Below are 21,645 nucleotides of genomic sequence, written 5' to 3' on the forward strand. Positions count from 1 at the left end.
TAGTTGAAAGACTTATTGTGTATTGGAAATGTTAATCTAGATACAATTATGGGTGTTGAATCGTTTCCAGTTGTCAACGGTGAATCAAAGATAGAAGGGCTTGAAATCAGATATGGGGGGTCTGCTTTCAACGTTTCTGTGAACAGCTCGATACTTGGCCTAAGCTCCGGCGTTATGGCATCAGTTGGAAATGACAGCGATGGAATAATAGGCAATCTAAAAAATTATAATGTTGATTATTCTAATCTGATTCTTCAAAACTCGCCTTCAGGAAGAATGTTCATAATAAACAAAGAAAATGACAGAATGTTCCTCTTCTATAAAGGCGCTAATGATAAATTTGAAAAAAACATGATAAACTACCAAGTTTTTAAAGAATATAGATTTGTCCACGTTTCCCCCACAAAACTCGAAATTGCTGAGCATGCTATAAAAATTGCAAAAGAGAATAGCAATGTTGTAAGTTTTGATCCTGGAGAACAACTATGTTACTCCAACTCTGAAGAGGTATTAAAAATTATTAAAAATGTTGATTTTCTTTTTGTCAACAGACATGAACTTTTTGCTCTTTTAGGTTCAAGTGATATAGAGGAAGGTGGGCAATACCTAACTAAAAGAAGAGCCAAAAATGTCATAGTCAAAGCTGATAAAAACGGCGTTTATTATTTTGGTAAAAATTATATTCATGAAAAGGCGTTCCCTGCCAAGGTAATTGATCCTACGGGTGCAGGAGATAGCTTTTCCTCAGCTTTTATTGCTAACTACATAAGAACTTCCGATATTAGAAGTTCATTAAGGTATGCAAATGCAGCTGCAAGTTTCTGTGTCCAGAGTTATGGGGCCATATTAAAGGTTAAAAAAGAAGATATTGAAAAATTATACAGGAGTAGATTGGATGGATAAAAGAGTTATAGATATTGCAGAGGATATAAAGGAAATGAGGATAAGAGGGGCTGCCAAAATAGGAAGAACTGTTGCAGAGGCCATAAAAATAGAAGCACAGAGCTTTAGTGGAGACGATCCTAAAGAGTTTGTCAAAGATATTAAGAAAACTGCTAGATATCTCATTTCAACAAGACCGACTGCAGTATCCCTTGAGAACGCCCTTAGGTATGTGCTTGTTGAACTTGCAAAGGCATACAAAAATGGAGAGAATGTCAAAAACCTAAAGATTACGGTATCAAAAGCTTCTGATGAATTTTGTGAGAATTCAAACCTTGCGCTTGAAAGAATAGCTGAAATTGGATCAAAACGTATAATGGACGGAGATGTCATTTTCACTCATTGTAATAGCTCTATGGCACTTGGAATTATAAAGAAAGCCCATAGGGATGGAAAGAAGATAAAAGTTTATGCCGACGAAACAAGGCCAAGGCTTCAAGGTTTACTTACGGCAAAGGAGCTTTTGAACGAAGGTATAGACGTCACGTTAATCGTGGATTCTGCCGCTAGAATATTCATAAGAGAAGCTGACCATGTAATTATTGGTGCAGATGCTGTAACAGCAAACGGTGCCGTTGTTAATAAAGTTGGTACCGCTACACTTGCCTCAATTGCACACGAAGCAAGAGTAAAGGTAATCGTTGCTGCAGAAACTTACAAATTTAATCCTCAAACTTACTGCGGAGAATTAATTGAAATTGAAGAGAGGGATATTTTTGAAGTCATTTCAAAAGAGGACTATGAAAAACTTAAAGGGCTTAAGATAAATAATCCGGCCTTTGATGTCACGCCTCCGGAGTTTATAGATCTGATAATTACTGAAAAAGGATTAATAGCACCACAAGCAGCAATTTGGGTGTTGAAGGAAACATACGGATTAGGCCTATTTGACAAGGAGCCTTGGGAGGATTAAATTTATAAATTGTTACAGTTCTTTTTAGATTGCGCCTTGGTGGCTCAGCCTGGCTAGAGCGGCTGACTTGTAATCAGCAAGTCGGGGGTTCAAATCCCCCCCAGGGCTTCCGATTTTAATTCGAAATCACTTTGTGTTTTAAAGCCCTTAAATAGCTTGGATTCTTTATCTTTTATAGACTACGCTGCTCTTGTTTATCGAGAATACAACTATGCTGTCTTTTTCAATTTTATATATAATCTAATAGAATAGTACGGGACATTTATATCCCAAGCTGCTTTTTTACATCCTTTAACGAAACAAGATTTTCCTTGTCAAAACTTTTAATGTAAGCGTTGAACTCTTCCCCGCTCAAAGCATCTTCCTTTTTCATCATGTGTTCCTTGATGTAAGTAAGGTCTTCTTCTATCAAGTTAAGTTTTTCCAATATTGTTTTCTCTAGCTTAATTTCCATAATAATCAATTGCTATCAATTTTATATAAATTATCCTTTAAGTCTTTGGCTCAAGATCCAGACATATGGATGTCATGCACTACTGATAATCCAGATTCTTTTTGTTCTTAAATTTAGGGCCAAGAATTCGATTGGACCGATAAAACAATGGATAATAAATAAAGAATAAAAGAAAAACATAAATCTTTTATATGATTTGTTTTTCTCAATTTCATGGATAAAAAGAAATTTGATTACCACTCTCTTTTTGTCGTTGGCCTAATAATATTTATTCCAGCCGGAGTATCTTTACTTCTGATGAATAGTATAGCAGGCTATGGATTAATTGGATTGGGTGCAATCTGGGCTATAGTAGGCTATTTCAATAAAGAAATTGGCAATAATAAATTGAATGTGAATATAAGTGGAAAAACAAAAGTTGATTGAAAAATAATTGGATTTGTCATATTCTTCTTGATTATATTGCCAATATTTTTGTCCTTCTTTTTAAAATACAGCTGATACGATGAAAAGTTATGATTAAGAAGAAAATAACATTATCCTTTCTTTCAATTCAAGAACTTATTGTTTGGCATCACATGCCGCTCATTCCACCTGCACTTAGCTCTAACTGAGATCTAGGTGATTCGAGTCTTTTTCATAGGGAAGATGTAGATTGCAGAATCTTCAATCAAAAGCATTATTCTTTTAAATGTAGTGGTTATTTATAATCCAAATATAATAATTTCAAATGGATAAAAATATCTTGAATACTGAACTTAATATTCGACTAAAAATTATGCATACGTCAACGTGGCTCCCTCAACGAAGGGCTAAGAAATTAAAAAATATTGTGAAACATAATGATGTCTTGGGCTGGAGATTGTGAAGAAAGCGATAGGATTCCTTGGAAATGCGACTAAAGTTGAAGTTGACAAATCAAATGACACCCTCTGTTTAATAAAATTGAAAAGAGGCGCTTAATTGCTTCAATCAATCAACAATAGATCTAGCTTTACAAAGGCCATACATGACAATATAGATGCCATATGTCTTGTTTTAGCTGTAGTGCTGCTATACCCATTAGCTACAAATTATTTTTTGGTCTTCCATAGCTCTGTAGAAATTTTCAGCATGGTTATTGCGGCCGGGATTTTCATCATAGCAAGAAATACTAAAGATTATCAAGATAACGATTTCTTCATACTCATAGGGGTGGGCTATCTTTTTATTGGGATAATTGATGGCCTGCACACACTTGGATATGAGGGGATGGGGGTCTTCCAGATGCAAGGCCACAATTTAGCAAACCAGCTCTGGATTGCGGCAAGGTACCTCCAAGCAATTACTCTTCTGATATCCCCGTTTTTTTGAATAGAAAGGGCAATCTTCCTAAAATTTTTATTAGCTATTTTATAATCACCGGGCTTTTAATCTCTTCAATATTTTTCTGGGAAGTATTCCCAACTTGCTATGTCGAAGGTCAAGGCCTTACACCTTTTAAGGTAGCAAGCGAATACATAATCTCACTGATTTTGGTGATTGCCCTTCACTTGCTTTATACTAAAAGAAGTTTCTTTCAAATAAGAATTTTTTACCTCATCCTGGCATCCATCATACTAACAATATTTGCCGAGATATCATTTACAGCACATGTAAGCATTTATGATTTTTCAAAAATGCTTGGCCTCTATTTCAAGTTAATCTCATTCTTATTGCTATACAAAGCCTTTATCTCCATAGGGCTAAAAGAACCTTATTCGCTCCTTTTTAAGAAATTAAAGGAGAGCGAGGAGGAATACAGGACTATTGTCGAGGGGCAGACCGAATTCATTACTAAATTCTTACCTGATGGAACTCACACTTTTGTAAACGATGCCATGTGTAAGTTCTTTGGAATTACCAAAGAAGACATTTTAGGAAAAAAAATATTTGAAATGGATATTGGGGCCACTATACCAAATGAAGATATGGGGATGATAGATAAACATTTTGCCAAGTTTAGCCCAGCAAATCAAATAAACACCATAGCGCATAGATTTGTTTTTCCTGATGGAAACGAAAAGTGGGTAGAATGGACAGACAGGGCGATTTTTGATAAAAAAGGCAATATCTTAGAATTTCAGTCCATTGGAAGGGACATAACTGATAGAAAAATGATGAGAGAAGAGATAACTCTTCTGCACAACGCTATAGAGCAGACGCCCATAATAGTAAAAATAATTGATAAAGACGGCAAAATCGAATATGTGAATCCACAGTATGTCGAAGTAACGGGTTATGATCCATCAGAGGCTTTAGGAAAAAAACCAAGACTTTTTGAAACAGGATTTCTGCCCAAGGGGCGATTTGAAGAGTTATGGGATTCAATATGTTCCGGAAAAAGTTGGAAAGGGGAGTTCCAAAACAGGAAAAAGGATGGGACAATGTACTGGGAGTTGGCATCGATCTCCCCTGTAAGAAATTCAATAGGTGAGATAACTCACTTCATAAAAGTCTCAGAAGATATCACCTATAAGAAGCTTGCAGAAAAAGAAATCCAGGAGAAAGAAGAGGCTTTGAGGGGCATCCTTTCAGCGGCGCCAATTGGCATAAATCTTTTTCAGAACAGAACTATGATATGGTGCAACCATCACATGACTAAAATCACCGGCTACAGCGAACAAGAGCTAATCGGGAGAAATACTAAATTCCTCTATGCAAGCGAGGAGGAATACAAAAGATTAGGAGAGCTTTACAAGGAAAAGGTTGACGGGCATATAAACTCTGAAACCCAGTGGATAACTAAGGACAGAAGAGTTATTGATGTTTCAATCCTTTTAAATCCGTTAAACCCATATGACCTTTCAAAAGGGTACATAACAATCGTCTCAGATATCACAAATGCAAAAAGATCCCAAAGACAGCTTGATGAGAATCTAGAGTACTTTGCACACTTAGTAGACCATATAAGAAATCCTCTTACGATCCTGAGCGGGTTTGTCCAAGTCGAAACTGGAAATGAAAAACTAAAGGAGAGGCTCTTGAGGCAGATAGACAGGATTGAAGAGCTGATAAAACAGCTTGACCAGGGTTGGATGGATACAGAGGATACAAGAAAGTTTATGAAGAGATATATGTAACAGCACAGACGAATACATTGGACAATTCAGATGTATTACAAGAAATACCTAATAAAAAAGGAAATAAGATTTTCTATTAAAATAATTTTATCTAATCGAAGTATTAATAAAGAAATTTAACAATAATAAAAATATAAAAAGTTTTGAATGAAAACTTTTTGCAGATCTAAAAAGATCTTATTTTTTCTTAGTTGCTGGCTTTTTTCCTTTTGCTGGTGCCTTTGGTTTTTTTTCTACTTTCTTTACTTTACCTTTTTCTGCCATAATTTCACGCTCCGTAGTTTTTAACTACCACCATCTATAAAACATTAATACTATATAAAGTTATTGGCTACCGCTAACTTCAAATGATACTAATCATCCATAATGAGAGTTCATAACCGTCGATAATCAATTCAATAATGATTGCAATCTTATGTCTTTAGTTTGTTTATTTTACTTCTATTTTAAGGAATAGATTTTACCAGTTATCGTTCTTTTGCTATAGTTTCAATTAGATTATTCGTAATTTAACTCTCTGTTTATTAAATTTATATTAATTCTTAATTTGCTCTTTATTTATTTATAATTAATATTAAATATCAGTTGATACTAATTATACTCATGAAGGAAACTGAAGGTATAAAATATACAAATCAAAGAGTAGAAATCTTAAATTTTCTTCAAGGTAATTTAACGCATCCCACTGTAGACGAGGTTTATGAAGAAGTAAAGAAGAAGCTAACTAGGATAAGTAAAGCTACAGTTTACCAGAATCTTAGATTTCTTACCAATAAGGGTTTAATCCAGGAAGTCAATATCAAAGGTGTTTCAAGATTTGAGCCAAACTTAACTCCCCACCACCATATCATATGTAAAAACTGCGGATCTATTATTGATTTCGAATCAAAAGAATTAACTAATTACTCTTTAGAACTAATCAAGAAAATGAAAGAATTTAAGATAGAGTCTACAAATACGAATTTCTTTGGAATTTGCAGCAAATGTAAATAAAATATAATAAATTCTTTGAGTTGAAATAAACTGAAACTACATATTATTTAAATATCCTAGCTATAATAGATAGTAAGGTGAGTTTATGCCTATTGTGGATGAATCCGTTCCTTTAACAAAGAAAAACATTGAAGTTATCCTAAACTATCTTCCCTATTTTGAAGACAAAAATCAGAAATTTTTTGATATATTAATGCCTAAAAGAGACGGAGGAAATATTGTTGAATATATCTATGTTACTTATTCGGCAAAATTCATGGAGTTCTACAGGGAATTGCATGAACAAGGATTTGTCACAAATTTTAACTGGCTTGATTCTACTCTGGAATCAAATGATTTATCTCATTACTATGAACTTTTAGAAGATGCCGATATCGCGACACTGAGAAAACTTATTACAATAATTGTAAGGCACGATAAGCACAACGAGGGATTTTTCGCAGATGTGATTGATAGCGGTCTTCTTTTAGCTATGCTTAACAGATTGAAAGAATTAAATGAAGGGATAGAATAAGTGTATCGGGTACGTCTCTATGGAAAATTTTCACTGCCCAAAATGTAGACTAGAAATTAAATCTGATCCTACTTTTTGCTATAAATGTGGGTTTGATTTGAGAAAAATAACTGAATTACTCCGAGACGGGGATATTTTTTACAAAGAGGACAAATGCCCAGATGCAATTGAGTGCTATGAAAAGGTCATAAAAATAGACTCAAATAACGCACTTGCATGGTATGGCAAGGGAAATGTACTTCTAAAACAAGGTAAAAATTCTGAGGATGTAACATATTGCGTCAAGTGTCAGTTATCTCCTGTTCTATCCGAAGCATTTTATAATAATGCAGTTAAATGCTATGAAAAAGCGACTAAAATTAATCCTGAATTTAAAGACGCATGGTACAATAAAGGAGTTGCACTTGAAAGGCTAGGAAAAGGTTCAGAAGCGAAGAAATGTTTTGAAATTACAAAAGAGCTGAATCTAAATCAAATCTAAATTATTAAAAGGATTAACCATAGCGAATTTTAAGCGATAACACTATGAATACTAAAACAAGTGATACCCCATTGGCAACTATAATAGGAGTATTATCTATTAAAACTCCATAAGAAAACCACAATAAAATTCCTGTGAAAAAAATAATGTACATCAAAAGGGATATGTCTTTAGTCTCTTTAAACTTCCATGTTTTCATTACTTGAGGAATAAAGGATATTGTTGTAAGTGCACCAGCTAAAAGCCCTAACATAGTTATCATTTCCACGCTTTTAAGAGAATATAATCTTCTTAAAAGGCTTTAGTTAATCTTTCCAGAATACTCAATTAAACTAAAATATCGCTATATAATGAATATACTCTTCTTAACTTAGTATTTGAACATTAGTTATTGATTTTTATAAATTATTAATTAAAAATTTAATATTAATTCTATAATATTAATAATTAAGCAATAAATTTATAAATTATTATCGAAAAACAACTAACAAATAAACAAACTCAGAGGATCAACATGAAAAAAGCACTAGTGGTATATGTAGTAATAATAATTTTAATTTCTGCAATGCCTATTTTAGGCGAAACTACCGGCTATGAAAAAATGGATAAGACAGTCCGAAAGAGTGTCGAATCTGGCTTATCAAATATTGATGTGATTATAGAGTTTTATGAATTAGATGATTCTTCAAGAGCTTTGATTTCTAAGGAAAAAATAATCAATGAGTTTATTGAATTAAATTCTATTCATGCTATACTGAGTGCTGATGAAATAAAAAACATGATCTCAAGTCAATATGTAAAAAACATATGGCACAATTCGAGCGGACTTACACTTTTTGACACAATAACTTTCTCTTCTGAAGATCATATGGTTGTCAATGGTTTTATGGGCGCAGATACAATTAATGCATCACCTCTGTACCAAATAGGATACAAGGGAAATGGTGTTACAGTTGCAGTGTTGGACACTGGTATACGTGAGACACATGTTGAATTTCCTAATGGAAAGATTTTATATCAGTATGATTTTGTAAATAATGATTTAGTGGCTGAAGATAATGATGGTCATGGAACATTTGTTTCAGGGATTATTTCTGGCCAGGCTTATACCACAGCTGATTGGGCAGGATATTACGACTTTGTTGATACAACACCCACAAATACTATGGGCGTTTCACCAGGCTCAAAGCTTGTAATTCTTAAAATAATTGAAAATGACCAAGGTACATTATCAGATTATTTAGAAGCGTGCAACTGGTTAATTGCCAACAAAAATATATACAATATCCAAGTTGTGAACATGAGCGCCGGATGGGATGTAGATTCAATGGTAGTGAGCGGCTGGCCTTTAGATGGGACAGATCCAGCTAGCATGGCTGCAAATTCAGTTGTAAACAAAGGTATTGTTTGGGTGAATGCAGCTGGAAACAGAGGTCCATCATCCGATACAATTGGTTCACCTGCCAGAGCCAAAAATGTCATCACAGTTGCAAATGCGATTGATAGAACTGTTGTATCTAATGGAGTGACAATAATAAAAAGAGCTCCAATTTCAATAGCAAACGATTCAAGCAGAGGTGGAGGATATTCTGGATTTAAGCCAGATGTTTCAGCACCAGGTACTCAAATAATGTCTTCTTTTATATCTCATGATTATGATTATGCTCTTGCAAGCGGAACTTCTTTCTCTGCTCCTTTTATAGCAGGATCAGCTGCAATATTAATTCAAAGACATCCCAACTGGACCCCTTACCAGATAAAACTTGCTTTAATGAGAACAGCAACACCAATAGCCGGGGTATCAGTTTATGAACAGGGCGCAGGACTTGTCAATGTCAATAGGGCATTTTCATACAGACAAGACTTTGAAAGAGCCGCCGTAATTGGAAAAGTAATGGCTATATTAAAGAAAAATAAAGAAAACAACTGACATTTGTATATTTATTCTTTTTATTAGTTAATTTTATATCTTATTGTTTGCATTTTTCATTATGAGTATAGGGGAAGAGGTAATCCTTGTAGTTGATTTTGGAAGTCAGTATGCACATCTAATAGCAAGAAGAGTCCGAGAGCTTAAGGTCTACTCTGAAATAGTATTTCCTGAGATAACAGTTTCAGAAATTGAAAAAATCTACCCCAAAGGGATAATATTGTCGGGAGGGCCAAGGAGCGTTTATGAAAAAGATTCCCCTGTCCTAAGCGATGAAGTATTTGATTTTATTCTTAAGAAAGAAATTCCAGTTCTAGGGATATGTTATGGTCATCAATTAATTGCATTTAAAATGGGGGGCAGTGTTAAAGGTGAGAAACGAAAAGAGTATGGCATTGCAACAGTTGACATACTTGACTCTGAAGGAATATTCAAAGATTTAGATAAGAAAGAAACAGTATGGATGAGCCATGGAGATCAGGTTTTTGAGATACCTCCAGATTTCATTGTAACATCTAAGACTGAGACCTCTCCAATAGCAGCCTTCAGAAATACTTCCAAAAAAATTTATGGATTGCAATGGCATCCTGAGGTTGTACACACAAAGAACGGCAAAAAAATTCTATCAAATTTTGTATATAATGTATGTAGCTGTCAAGGTACATGGGATCTCTCTAATTTCATCGAAGAAACGATCAAGGAGATCAAAAGTAAAATAGGTAACGGTAGGGCAGTTATAGCCTTGAGTGGCGGTGTTGATTCATCTGTTGCAGCTGCAATAACTGAAAAAGCAATTGGGAACAGATTGTATGCAGTATTTGTTGACCACGGGCTATTAAGAAAAGGTGAAGCAGAAATAGTATCAATGGCTTTTTCAGGCCACGATATCAACTTTAAAAAAATTGATGCAAAGAAAAGGTTCTTTGAAAAGTTAGACTGTGTATCAGATCCAGAGAAAAAAAGAATGATTATCGGTGAAGAGTTTATCAGGATATTCGAGGAAGAAGCAAAAAAGATAGGGGCTGACTTCCTTGTGCAGGGAACTATTTATCCCGATATAATTGAAAGTGGAAGATCTCAGCATGCGGACACAATAAAGTCTCACCACAATGTTGGCGGGCTTCCAGAATCAATTTCATTTAAGGAGATAATTGAGCCATTGAGAGATTTATATAAGGATGAAGTCAGAGAAGTTGGAAGAAAGCTTGGGCTCCCCGATAAAATAATTGATCAGTATCCATTCCCAGGCCCTGGTCTTGCCGTTAGAATCACTGGCCCAGTTACAGAAGAAAACATCAGGATCTGTAGAGAAGCCTCGGCCATTGTTGAGGAAGAGCTAGAAAACGCTTCAATTGAAAACATCTGGCAGGCATTTGCAGTTACCCTGGAGGATAGGGTAGTTGGAGTTGTAGGGGACCAGAGAAAGTTTGGCAGGATAGTTGGACTTAGGGTAGTAGAATCCCAGGACGCAATGACGGCCAACTTTAAGAAACTCCCGTGGGATTTACTGGAGACCATCTCAACCAGAATAACAAATGAGATTCCAGAAGTAGTTTCAGTTGCTTACTTCATAAGTCACAAGCCCCCTCAAACAATAGAACCCTGTTAGTTGATTTATATGGTCTTTCTTGAGATAAAGGACAACCTAAGTTATATTTCTATGAATACAAATATCGGCGTCATAGAATCTGGAAATTCTTGCATATTAATCGATGGAGGCGGTAGCAAAGAGGACGGAGAACATATACTTTCAATTTTGCATGAAGAAAATATCGTTCCAAAAGCAGCCATAATAACACACGGTCACTGGGACCATTTTTATGGAATTCTTAAAATAAAAGAAGACTTTCCAGAAATAAAAATATACTCATCTCCTCTCGAAAAAGCATTCATCGAAAATCCTTACCTTGAATTTTATTCTTATTTTTCTTCGACATCACCCTTAAAAGTTTCTGACACTCCTCTGGAGTTTAATGGAATTAATGTCGATGGTGTGTTGGATAAGGGATTGGTGAAAATCAACGGAGAAGAAATGGAGATTATCCCTTTGTCTGGGCACTCTCCCGGTGGGATAGGCATACTATACAAAGGAGTCCTATTTTCTGGTGATTGCCTCTATTCAGTTCCTTCCCTAGGTATATATAAAATGCCTTTTTATACAAATATACAGGCTCAATTTGAGGATCTAAAAATCTTATCTAGTTCCGAAATTGAATATTGTCTTCCCGCGCACGGGCTTCCAATAAGAGGCGCTGATGAATTTAAAAAGGCTCTTATTGAAAACAGGAAAAAACTTGAGACCCTAGAAGAAATGATCTTAGAAATAATCAGTGAGGAAAAAAGTGAAGATATTATCAAAAGTGAAATAAGTGCTAAATTATCAATTAATTATGATTTTACAAAGTATATCTATGTCACAATAACTACAAAGGCGTTCCTCCATTATTTGTATAATGCCGGTAAAGCAACCTTTGTAATTGAGGATGGAATCTTAGAATGGGTATCCTTACAGAAATCTTTTAAGGAAAAATCATAATTATCAATTATGCATAAATTGCCCGTATTTCTCATTTTCTTATTGTTTTCATCAATGCTGGGCTCAAGTATGGTAGAAGCATCTACTTATGATGTGATAGTCGTTAGGGGGGATATTTTAATTGACTATACAGTAGCACAAGCTTATTCGCAGAAGGAAAAAATCCCCATATTACTGACAGACCCAAAGACACTCTCGGGGTCTTCTAAAAGAGAGCTGATGGGTTTTTATGACGAAGGCGCAAGAAAAGTTCTCCTTATAGGTGGAACAACTGACGCTATTTCAGAGAATATTGAACTTGACATAGCCAATATCGGATATGAGGTGACTAGGATATGGGACTGGGACAGGGCAGGTACAGCTGCACGTGTTGCTATCGATTTATGGAAGTCTTCAAGGGAATCTGTAATTATCAACGGAAATATAGAGGAATCATACCTCATTGCTTCAAAATTTGCAATGAAGAGGGGGATTCCTATTCTAATCACAAATGAAAACGAACTAACCGCTTCAACTATAGAGGCACTTGAGATGATAAATGCCAGAAAAGTCTATGTAGTAGGGCCGATGATTTCAGATAATGTTGTAAAAAGTCTCACGTCGAAAGGAATAGCCGTAGAAAGACTTGGGAAAGATATTAATACATCAGATGTGATTGGTCTTGAAGAGGAAGGATTGAATCTCAAGGTAGACATACTTTCAATGCTAGCTGGATTATTTTCTGGAGCTCTGGCACTATTACTAATTTATAGGTTTAAGAAAGACAATTCTATTCCCGTATTTGTCTTAACGGAAGATGAGAGGAAACTTATCCAGGCACTTAAGAATGGTGAAGACAGGCAGGAAAAACTGCCGGATGCTACTAACTTTTCTAGACCAAAGGTCACAAGGCTTGTGATGGACCTTGAATCAAGAGGAATTATCTTCCGAGAAAAGAAAGGAAAGACATATAAAATAAAGCTAGATAAACCCATCAAGGATACCCGATAGGAGGATTATCATGAAATGTACATCATGTAAGAGGGAGATTACCTCAAATGAGCAGGCCGTTCAGTTTCCCTGCCCTTCTTGTGATGAGATTGTAATAAGATGCGAAAGATGCAGAGTACTTGTAAATAAGTACCAGTGCAAATGTGGAGAGTTTGTAGGCCCATAAAAGGTGTTTTGATGGCTGATTTTAATTTAAGTATCACGGCAATGATTATGCCAGATTCCCCGGATGTCGATATAGGGGTAATGAAAAAGGCAATCGAGGCTGCAATACCTTCCAATATGAAGCTTCACAAAATTGAAGAAATTCCTATTGCATTTGGTCTTGTATCTTTGAAAGTCATGTTATTGGGCAAGGATCAGGCCGGCGGAACTGACGAACTTGAAAACAACTTCACAAGTATAGCGAATGTTACTCAAGTGGAAGTAACTGACGTCAGAAGACTATTGTAGGTTAATTTTTTTATTTTATTTACAAATTGTTTCTATTCTTTTTTCTAAAACCACAACTTTTATAATGAATAAGTATTAAAAATAATTGGTGATTTAATGGGAGATGATGTCTATACTTATGAAAATACAGTCACCTGGAAGAAAGAAAAGATAGGAGACTTATCCTGGGAAGGAAAGCCCACAATAGAGATCGCAACACCGCCTGAATTTAAAGGGCATGAAGGTATAATAACACCAGAAGATCTCTATGTTGCAGCAGAGAATGTTTGTATATTTACTACTTTTCTTTCAAGGGCAAAGCTTGTCAATTGTAACTTTAAAAGTTTTAAAACAGATGCAAAGGGATTTTTAGAAAAGACAGAAACTGGTTATGTTTTTACCAAGATAGTACTAAATGTCCATGTAACAGTTGCTACAAAGGAAGATATCCCAAGGGCTGAAGAAGCTATAAAACTTGCAAAAGAAAGATGCTTCATTGGGAACTCAATTAAAACAGAGGTAGAACTTAAATCATTCATAGAGGTATCTTCATAATACTTTTTTTATTCCGCCTATTCCCTTTGATTTCGCTTCCCTGAAAATAAACTTGTCACCCTCGCTAAGATAATAACTATTATATTTAAATTTCATTTTTATTAAAGCCCTGTCTCCTGTAGACAGATACTCCTGATTGTAAATCTTTTCAAAAGTGACTGTTTCAGATACCGTCTCAAGATGTATTATCGGCTCGTAACCTTCTTTTATCCTTGTTGGGTGATTTAGTATGAACACTTCGGCTAAGAACTCTCTCACAGATTTACTTTCGCCGTTTTCATCCTTTATTACCATCCCTCTTTTTATGAGGTCGGCATCTACACCTTTAATAGCTATGCCAAGGATGTCACCGACTTCACCCTTAGCTTGAACAAGATGGTGCTGTTTTATTGACTGGCATGACACCGTTTCATATCTATCGTTTATTGGCCCTAAAAGAAGCTCCTGGCCTTTTTTCACAATGCCTTGCTTGACCCTTCCACTAACAACAGTTCCTGCACCTCTAACTTTGTAAACTTTATCAATGTACATCAAAAACGGTTTTTTGTAGAGCTCATCATTTGTTTTTTCTGGGAGATTCAAAAATAGTTCATTTAGTATATCAAGACCTTCTAAGGTAATTGAAGAAGCTTTTATTATGGGGATCAAAAATCTTTCGGATACCTTCTTTGAAATATTCTGCGCAGTTTCTTTGTCCTTAACAGTAAGGGGAACTTTCCCAACTCTTCTCAAAAGTGCCGAGACATCTGATATAACTTGTTTTGCATCTTCATAGGAAACTTTGTCTATCTTTGTTATTACTATGATAAGAGGGATATCCATTGCGAGAGCAATTCCAAGGTGCTCCTTTGTTATTGGTGTTACTCCGTCATCTGATGCAACTATCAAAAGCACATAATCTACCCTCTGCCCGAGGATCCCTCTGACAGTAGTCCTAAGCCATGGTGCATGACCTGGGCAATCAACAAATGAAATAATCTTTGTTGACCTATCAATTAGGTCGGCCACTTCTTTTTTGTTAAGGGGATTTTTTAGGTATATTCTTTCATCGCCTTTAAATCCAAACACAGAATGTGTGATCTCAGCAGTCAACCCTCTTTCTATTTCATGCGGGAGAAAATCAAGAAATATTCTGGTCTTTCCAACGCCATCATCTTCCATGCCTGTAAGTAGAGTACCGATGAGTGTCGATTTTCCATGATCGACATGGCCGATAGTGCCTATAGTGATGTGCTCTTTTATGCCTTTTTCAGAATTTGCTTCTTCAATTGTGACCCTCGCATAAAAGCCATTTTCATTATATCTTTCTATGTCAGTTATCTTAGCACCTATTCCCTCGGCAAGTCGCTTTATAACGTCAAGTGTTTTTTCAAACTCTTCTTGAGATTGACAGACAACATCACCATCATCTGATACACCTATTATATAGTAGGCCTTTCCACCGCCTGTTTTTAATCTGTACTTCATCTGGGCGGACAACCTCTCCCTTCTGTCCTTTAAGAGGTGCTCATCTCCTAGCGCTGACTTGAACTCTATGTTCTTTCTCTCACCTTTTTCAAGGACCTGGTGTATACTCTCCTTCATTCGAAAGTATTACCTGAAAATACCATAAAAAGGTAACTACTATTAAAAAATGAAAATCGGTAAGCAATATTTAGAAATATACATTTTTTCATAGAAAACCTTTAAATAGTAAAATTTATAAGTTATAATGTATATTAGCATTAATGAGATGATAGAATGGTTGGCAATGATTATGATGACCTCAAAATGGAGTATGTCAAGCTTAAGCAACAACTTGATACCTTCATGCAGATCATGCCTCGAATGGGATACAGTGGCGCTCCGGTAGAATCAAAGGAGATTGTCACAAAGCTCGACGAGATAAAAGAAATATTAAGTGCGGCGGCAGTTGAGGAAGGAGGGGTCTATGAAGACCCCATTGTCGGAAAACTTGAGAAGCTGATAAATCTCTTGGAATCAAGCATGGTGGTCGAAGGTGCAGAAGGCGAAGAGGACAAATTGATGGACTCGCTATCAAAAGTTGCCACAACAATGGAGCAGGTAGCTGAGTCAATCAGGATGAACACAGAAAAGCTTCAGGAGATGGAGAAAACCTTTAAGACGATGGGTCAGACTTATTCAACAAAACAGGAGCCACTAAAAAAGATGCAATATGAACCGGAAGAGCGGTTTGAGAGAAAGATAACAGAGGAGAAAAAAGAGCCTTCAAGCAGGGAGAAGCATGAAGCCCTGATTGATGAAACGCTAGGTGAATTTTCTGAAAGTGAATTCCTAAGAAAGGTAAACCAAGTACTTCCTGAAGAAAGGATAGAAACCATTTTTTCAAAAAAGGGTATGGAACCTAAAATGGAAACAGGGCTAATAGACGACGAGCCCTCTATGGAAGATATCTTAAGGGAGGCCCAGGAACTTGGAATTGATACAAAAGAGCTTATGAAGGATATAAAGGGAGGTAGCACAAAAACAAAATCCTCAGGATCTATATTTGCTCCCATAACTCTTTACATTCTTGGTATATTTTGGTTGGTATTTGCCGTACTATTTTTGTTCAATAATATGGGGATGCTCCCAACAAACAATCCAATTTCTTCGGTATTCAATATTTTGAGAACTGGGTTTATGGGTTTAATATTCTATATAGTAATGATGGTTACAGGTATACCGCCCATACTATTTGGAATGAAAGCAAGAACACCTTCAGGTTCAAAGGGAAGCGATAATGGTGTATTCTATGTAGTAGGTGCACTGTGGCTTGTTTCAGGAATACTGTTCCTAGTTTTCAAAGGGCTTCAAGGGCTTCCTTTACCAGACCTTGGTATAACTCTTGATCTAGGACTTTCACTGATACTAATATTCTCTTCTGCCCTTGCAATAGTTATGGGGACAGAGTTTTCAAGAAAGAAGATAGTGATATGATCTTTGAGATATTCGCAAATCAAAGGATAACTATTAAATAATCTTTTATTATTTTTATTATATACTCAAGGTATTCCTATGAGTTTTAAGCTAATAAGAAAAAGAGGGCCAGTATCAAAAAAAGCCCAAGTAGAAGTAATTACAGTAATGTTAATTCTAGCTATTACAGTCGCAGCTGTTTTTGCCGCATACCGTTTTGCTGGACCCCAAATTGAAAGGTCAAGAGATGTGTCAAGGATTACTTCAATGCAGAATGCTCTTTTAGAACTTGATAAAAAGATTAGAGAAGTCAGATTTGAAGGAGAAGGAGCTCAGCGTTATATTGACATTAATTTTGACAAGGGAAACATCAGCGTTGACCAGAACGATGATACAGTTTGGTTTTATATGGACGCACCTGGAATTGAAATTGCTCCCCAACAAATGGGAATGGATACTTATTTTAATGGAAGAAGTATTAATATTAAACTTCAATACGGTGGAGAAATAGATATTCTCTCTCGATTTGAAGTGTTGAACTTTGGACAGTATAGAATTTATATAAAGAATGAAGGTGCAAATGATGTCCTTCTAAGTCTTTCTCCAGAAATTCCTGTAACTGGGGATACTTGGACTTTGCAGGGATATGTTTATGATAATACCGAAGGTCAAACAACAGAGAGCAACCCTATAATGAATACTACAGGTGATACTATTGACCCGCCTCTTGCTAATGCCGAAATTGTTTTTATTAATGATAAGCTTGAGACAATTGCTATTACAAGAACTAGTTCTCAAGGGAGATATGCAGTAAAACTTCCTAAATCTGACGGTCCCAACGATTTGAAATTGTATGTCTGTGTCAATTTATCTTCTTATGTGATGAAGGAAATTGAAGTTGATAAGTATGTAAATACTAATCAATATGAAAAAGGTTTTATCCTAAATTCTGGGCCGTGGGAAGTAAATATGTATGATCTCATTGCAACTCCAAAAAATGATTTTGAAATTTATTATGACGATAACGACTTCTTTAACATCCCTATGTACAAATTAACAAAACAGGACATATTTGAATCAGTACCAATTGCAGTAATTCTATATACAGGTGGAACAATTTCTGGAGAGGATTATCGGTTAAATAATGATTTAGACTATCTTCTTTATGATGTAATGGATGCTTTCGATAGTTCGTCTACAAGTAACTATCACTGTAGTTATTTTGTTGTATATGGGGGTTTTGATGAAAATACATATCCAAATGGCCTCGGACTACAAAATAGTGATGGAAGTCCAATAAATTATATAGATACAGGAAACAATGTTAGGATTTACCCCATCTCTTGGCTCTTAGATCCTACCAAAAGAAAAAGCCCTTCTGATTACAGTCCATTGGATTCAACTAAATTTAGAGATATAGCAATGATCGACGGTAACCCAGATATATTAAATTATAGGGACTTTTCGCTTATAGTTGTAAGCTCAGGTGCAACCAATGATTCCAACTTATTGCCAAAACTTAATGCTTATAGGGGCGATTTGTCAAATTTCTTGGCCCTTAACAGATTATCTTTCAAGGGAGTAGATTATTCTAGGGGCCTTATCACTTTTGGTCAATTTTCTATTGTTGATGGAGTTGATCCAGATAGTCTGAACTATTTCCCTTATCCTTCTCTTGTAAATGACCTTACTCCCCCAAGGGTAACAAATGTTAACATTGTTCCAGATGGTCAGAGTGTAGGCGCTCCATTAGTTCAACATCCGTATGTATGGATTAATGGTGATGGGGGAAAGGTAAATCTATATTCCAATATAAAAGATACGAGTAGTATTATCCATGCCGGAGCTAATGTTAAAAAAGACGATGATATCGTTGCAGGAACATTTTTGTTTGATGATGGACGTGCACCGGATAGGATTTCAGGGGATAGTACTTATTCAGCAGAGTTGATACTTCAGGGGGGCTTATCAGAAGGAATTTATCAAGTTTCAGTTGAATCAACTGATGAATATGGGAATGTTTTTAATCCTTCTGATACACTCTCAACATATCAATTTGAACTGAAAATAGATACTTCTCCGGCAAATTCTTCGCTATTGACATCTTCAATACTATCTCCAACAACAAGTCCTTATACTAAACTGACTTATTCAGTTTCAGATGATTCAAGCGGAATTGATAGGTCAACTTATAACGATCAAGTCTTGAGCTATGAAGGCAATCCGTTGAGAAACGATCCTCACTCTTATTATCATTATTTAACTTTATCCGATTATTCATTTAATTATTCTGTAATAACATATGATAAAGCTCAAAACCCATCTCCACCTCTAAATATTGTAATAATAAAGGATACATCTCCACCAGATATTTCCGATCAATATATCCCTCAAGGAACAATAACTACTGGCACTCCTGAGATTAGGGTAGATTATAATGATGATGGCGCAGGAATACGCGGATCTAGATTGTATCTTGATGGGGTCAATACCAATGCAAATGTTTCTGGAAGTAGTATGATTTCGTATACCCCTCTATCTGATGAAGCCAATGGTAGCCACACAGCTTCAGTGTATATTGAAGATGATCTGGGCAACTTTTTAGTTTTTCCTTGGAGTTTTGATATTAAAATGCCTGGACCAAATTTGAATATTAATGACCCTCAACCATTTTTGACATTTACAAATAATCCTTCAAAAACAATTTCAGGAACTACATCGACAGATAGAACTATATATCTTGATATAAATGGTAGCCCTGTATTTTCAACAGCTGGTCCAAATTTTAATTTTGTAGGGGTAAGTTTAGATAATGGATTAAATATAATCGAATTGAAAGCTGATGGTTTTCCTGATGGAGACGAAAATAATACGGTTGTAACTAGGTGGTTAGTTCTTGATAATACACCTCCTTCAATTAGTATACTTGATCCTACCATAGGAAATCCTCAAAATGTAAAAACCGGAGGTAAAGCATATGTCACCTTTACATATACTGAAAAATATCCAGCTTCATACACAATCAAATTATTAAATGGCGGAACTTTTTTGGGGCAAACTTCAACTGCCATAAAAGATCCAAACGTTGATTCTGTTCAAGCGGGGGGAACTCATATAATAATGGGTATAATTGATATACCAAATACAGTTTCCGATGGGCTTTACGATATTGAGATAATAATGACAGATTTGGCAGGAAATGTAAGTCTTGCGGCAACAGCAAATGATATAATCCGGGTTAAAAATTCTGGGCCTTCCATATCGAATCCATCCCCTGCAAATAATGCACCAGCACTTCCTACGGACCCTATTTCAGTAACAATAACAGATGAATATGCCGGAGTTGATAGAAACTCAATTAGGATGTTTATATTAGGACAATCTAATGATAATGTGAGTGTTATTAATCTAGACGTAACTGATAATCTTGTTATTGGTGCAACTATGGATGGGTATGGGTATACAGTAACGTATCAACCGACATGGGCTTGGGAGAATACTAAAAAAATTAATGTTTCAGTCGAGGCATCTGATAAACTTGGGAATAAAACTTCTGACAGTTGGTATTATATCACAAGTTCACAAGTGCCAGATATAAATAATTTGTCTTTAGATAATAGAGCCGCAGAAAAAGATGAAAATGGAGATCCTTATATTGTAAGATTAAGCTTCGATGTAACTCAATGTTCAGACAATCCTGATACATATGACGCAATAAAAGAAATAAATATCTCTATAGGAAAACTTGGATATATTAAATATGTATCCGACGGAGTTGCAGGAAAGTCAAAGCTTGTAAGAACAGATGATTCTTTAGCAGGTGACCCACCTTCTATCACAGTTGATCATATAGTTGGTGGATGCACAGGGAGTAACTTATTTACGTATAACTTTAAAAACTTGAATCAAGTAACTTTCACAGTCCCTGAATATGCAGGAGACCTTAATAATAAAGTATTTATTACTGCAGTAAATAGTGAAGATTGGCAATCTACTTATGAAACGTATCTAATAACTTCAAAACAAAAATATGTTTCTTCACCAAATACATACTATTATGGGAAATACTCGTGGCTTCCAACATTCCAAGGACAAGATTTGTCTATCGGAAGGGTATCAAACGAACCAGTTGGATTGAACTATAAGATTTACGGGCAAGTGAATGATGCACATAGAAATATTCCTGTAATGTACACAGCATGGCAAAAAATAAAACATGGTAACACTATCGAAATGGATCAGTGGTCAGGTGGCCTTTACATAGACAAGGACGATAATAGAATTGAATGGGACCACGGAAGAATTCCTAGTGTATTTAAGTTTGATATTGAAGGTCGACCTGGGTCTGTATGGCCACCAGGAAAGCCATTTCAACAGAATACTTGGCTTACCCTAGACATGAATCTTGGACTATCTAATCGACAATATAACTTACAGAAATCTTCTTTAGAAAGCCCAATTGTAAATAGAATGTACAATGAATTTGCAATGTGCACTCATAATTATTTTGATATAACTGATACTGGGTGGACAAATAATAATGTCATAATCAGTCTAAAAACTTTTGAGAAGATATATCAAGAGAAGGGAGATCCATTAACAGTACCGATATCATCTAACAAGACATACTCTGGAGGAACTATTTTCGCGCCTCAAGCAGCAGGAGGTCCTGTCCTTTTAGTAAAAGAGCGAAGAAATATCTTTAATAGTCTTGAATCTACAATTGTAGTCACAACTTTGGACTTAGATAGGTATAAAAATAATAGAAATGCTACATACGGTAAAAATATGCATCCAAATGAAGTTTATTCTGGCGATGCAAGAAGATTACAACAGAATATTATTGTATATGCATGCGGCCATGAGTTATTAATTGATTGAGATG

The 21,645-nt window shown here is 35.6% G+C and carries 19 protein-coding genes, 1 tRNA gene and 1 pseudogene; 18 read left to right on the forward strand and 3 right to left on the reverse strand.

Annotated elements, in window-relative coordinates; genetic code table 11:
• Positions 1-3 precede the first annotated feature (3 nt).
• From PLI06_01925 to PLI06_01935, 3 genes are all read left to right on the forward strand, one after another.
• Positions 4-903 carry a carbohydrate kinase family protein gene (locus PLI06_01925; GenBank protein ID HOI76356.1) on the forward strand — a complete coding sequence of 300 codons (900 nt, stop codon included), beginning with the start codon at positions 4-6 and terminating at the stop codon, positions 901-903.
• Positions 896-1,855, forward strand: a complete 960-nt coding sequence (locus PLI06_01930; GenBank protein HOI76357.1) for a ribose 1,5-bisphosphate isomerase — start codon at positions 896-898, stop codon at positions 1,853-1,855. Before PLI06_01925 ends, PLI06_01930 begins: the two co-directional genes overlap by 8 nt.
• A gap of 33 nt (positions 1,856-1,888) precedes the next feature.
• Positions 1,889-1,963 (forward strand) — tRNA-Thr (locus tag PLI06_01935).
• A gap of 154 nt (positions 1,964-2,117) precedes the next feature.
• Here the strand turns inward: PLI06_01935 and PLI06_01940 are convergent.
• Entirely contained in the window at positions 2,118-2,309 is a 192-nt protein-coding gene (locus tag PLI06_01940; protein ID HOI76358.1) for a hypothetical protein, read from the reverse strand.
• 213 nt (positions 2,310-2,522) lie between these two features.
• Here PLI06_01940 and PLI06_01945 point away from each other — a divergent pair, with 213 nt between their 5' ends.
• The 6 genes and pseudogenes from PLI06_01945 to PLI06_01970 all read left to right on the forward strand — a co-directional run bounded on the left by PLI06_01945 (position 2,523) and on the right by PLI06_01970 (position 7,398).
• Positions 2,523-2,735: a hypothetical protein gene (locus tag PLI06_01945; protein HOI76359.1), complete on the forward strand. Its 213-nt coding sequence runs from the start codon at positions 2,523-2,525 to the stop codon at positions 2,733-2,735.
• Positions 2,736-3,422: 687 nt separating this feature from the next.
• A pseudogene (locus PLI06_01950) lies at positions 3,423-4,450 on the forward strand (MASE3 domain-containing protein).
• The gene (locus PLI06_01955) at positions 4,448-5,410 is read left to right on the forward strand and encodes a PAS domain S-box protein (protein HOI76360.1); all 963 of its coding nucleotides are present in this window, start codon (positions 4,448-4,450) and stop codon (positions 5,408-5,410) included. Before PLI06_01950 ends, PLI06_01955 begins: the two are co-directional and overlap by 3 nt.
• A 603-nt stretch (positions 5,411-6,013) precedes the next feature.
• The gene (locus tag PLI06_01960; protein ID HOI76361.1) at positions 6,014-6,403 is read left to right on the forward strand and encodes a transcriptional repressor; all 390 of its coding nucleotides are present in this window, start codon (positions 6,014-6,016) and stop codon (positions 6,401-6,403) included.
• 85 nt (positions 6,404-6,488) lie between these two features.
• A complete protein-coding gene (locus PLI06_01965; GenBank protein ID HOI76362.1) occupies positions 6,489-6,917 on the forward strand; it encodes a DUF6508 domain-containing protein in 429 nt (142 codons plus the stop codon).
• Between the two features lie 97 nt (positions 6,918-7,014).
• Positions 7,015-7,398, forward strand: coding sequence for a tetratricopeptide repeat protein (locus PLI06_01970; GenBank protein ID HOI76363.1), 384 nt, complete (start codon positions 7,015-7,017; stop codon positions 7,396-7,398).
• A 13-nt stretch (positions 7,399-7,411) separates the two neighbouring features.
• Here PLI06_01970 and PLI06_01975 read toward each other — a convergent pair whose 3' ends face one another.
• Positions 7,412-7,666, reverse strand: a complete 255-nt coding sequence (locus PLI06_01975; protein HOI76364.1) for a SemiSWEET transporter — start codon at positions 7,664-7,666, stop codon at positions 7,412-7,414.
• Positions 7,667-7,912: 246 nt separating this feature from the next.
• Between PLI06_01975 and PLI06_01980 the strand changes: the two genes are divergently transcribed.
• From PLI06_01980 to PLI06_02010, 7 genes are all read left to right on the forward strand, one after another.
• A complete protein-coding gene (locus PLI06_01980) occupies positions 7,913-9,328 on the forward strand; it encodes a S8 family serine peptidase (protein ID HOI76365.1) in 1,416 nt (471 codons plus the stop codon).
• 61 nt (positions 9,329-9,389) lie between these two features.
• On the forward strand, positions 9,390-10,937 hold the full coding sequence (gene guaA / locus PLI06_01985) for a glutamine-hydrolyzing GMP synthase (protein HOI76366.1): 1,548 nt from the start codon (positions 9,390-9,392) through the stop codon (positions 10,935-10,937).
• A 9-nt stretch (positions 10,938-10,946) separates the two neighbouring features.
• Complete coding sequence (locus PLI06_01990) at positions 10,947-11,864, forward strand: MBL fold metallo-hydrolase (GenBank protein ID HOI76367.1); 918 nt, start codon at positions 10,947-10,949, stop codon at positions 11,862-11,864.
• Between the two features lie 9 nt (positions 11,865-11,873).
• Entirely contained in the window at positions 11,874-12,854 is a 981-nt protein-coding gene (locus PLI06_01995) for a hypothetical protein (protein ID HOI76368.1), read from the forward strand.
• A 10-nt stretch (positions 12,855-12,864) separates the two neighbouring features.
• Positions 12,865-13,020 (forward strand): zinc finger domain-containing protein, encoded by a 156-nt coding sequence (locus PLI06_02000; GenBank protein ID HOI76369.1) that lies wholly within the window; start codon positions 12,865-12,867, stop codon positions 13,018-13,020.
• Between the two features lie 11 nt (positions 13,021-13,031).
• Positions 13,032-13,307, forward strand: coding sequence for an elongation factor 1-beta (locus PLI06_02005; GenBank protein ID HOI76370.1), 276 nt, complete (start codon positions 13,032-13,034; stop codon positions 13,305-13,307).
• Between the two features lie 96 nt (positions 13,308-13,403).
• Positions 13,404-13,841 carry an OsmC family protein gene (locus PLI06_02010; GenBank protein ID HOI76371.1) on the forward strand — a complete coding sequence of 146 codons (438 nt, stop codon included), beginning with the start codon at positions 13,404-13,406 and terminating at the stop codon, positions 13,839-13,841.
• Here the strand turns inward: PLI06_02010 and PLI06_02015 are convergent.
• Positions 13,836-15,425: a GTP-binding protein gene (locus PLI06_02015; GenBank protein ID HOI76372.1), complete on the reverse strand. Its 1,590-nt coding sequence runs from the start codon at positions 15,423-15,425 to the stop codon at positions 13,836-13,838. The genes PLI06_02010 and PLI06_02015 overlap by 6 nt on opposite strands.
• A 156-nt stretch (positions 15,426-15,581) precedes the next feature.
• Between PLI06_02015 and PLI06_02020 the strand changes: the two genes are divergently transcribed.
• Both PLI06_02020 and PLI06_02025 read left to right on the forward strand, forming a co-directional pair.
• The gene (locus tag PLI06_02020) at positions 15,582-16,781 is read left to right on the forward strand and encodes a hypothetical protein (protein HOI76373.1); all 1,200 of its coding nucleotides are present in this window, start codon (positions 15,582-15,584) and stop codon (positions 16,779-16,781) included.
• A 78-nt stretch (positions 16,782-16,859) separates the two neighbouring features.
• The gene (locus PLI06_02025) at positions 16,860-21,641 is read left to right on the forward strand and encodes a hypothetical protein (GenBank protein ID HOI76374.1); all 4,782 of its coding nucleotides are present in this window, start codon (positions 16,860-16,862) and stop codon (positions 21,639-21,641) included.
• The last annotated feature ends 4 nt before the right edge of the window (positions 21,642-21,645 follow it).

Origin of the sequence: Methanofastidiosum sp. (assembly GCA_035362715.1) — an archaeon.
In the GTDB taxonomy this organism is placed as follows: Archaea; Methanobacteriota_B; Thermococci; order Methanofastidiosales; family Methanofastidiosaceae; genus Methanofastidiosum.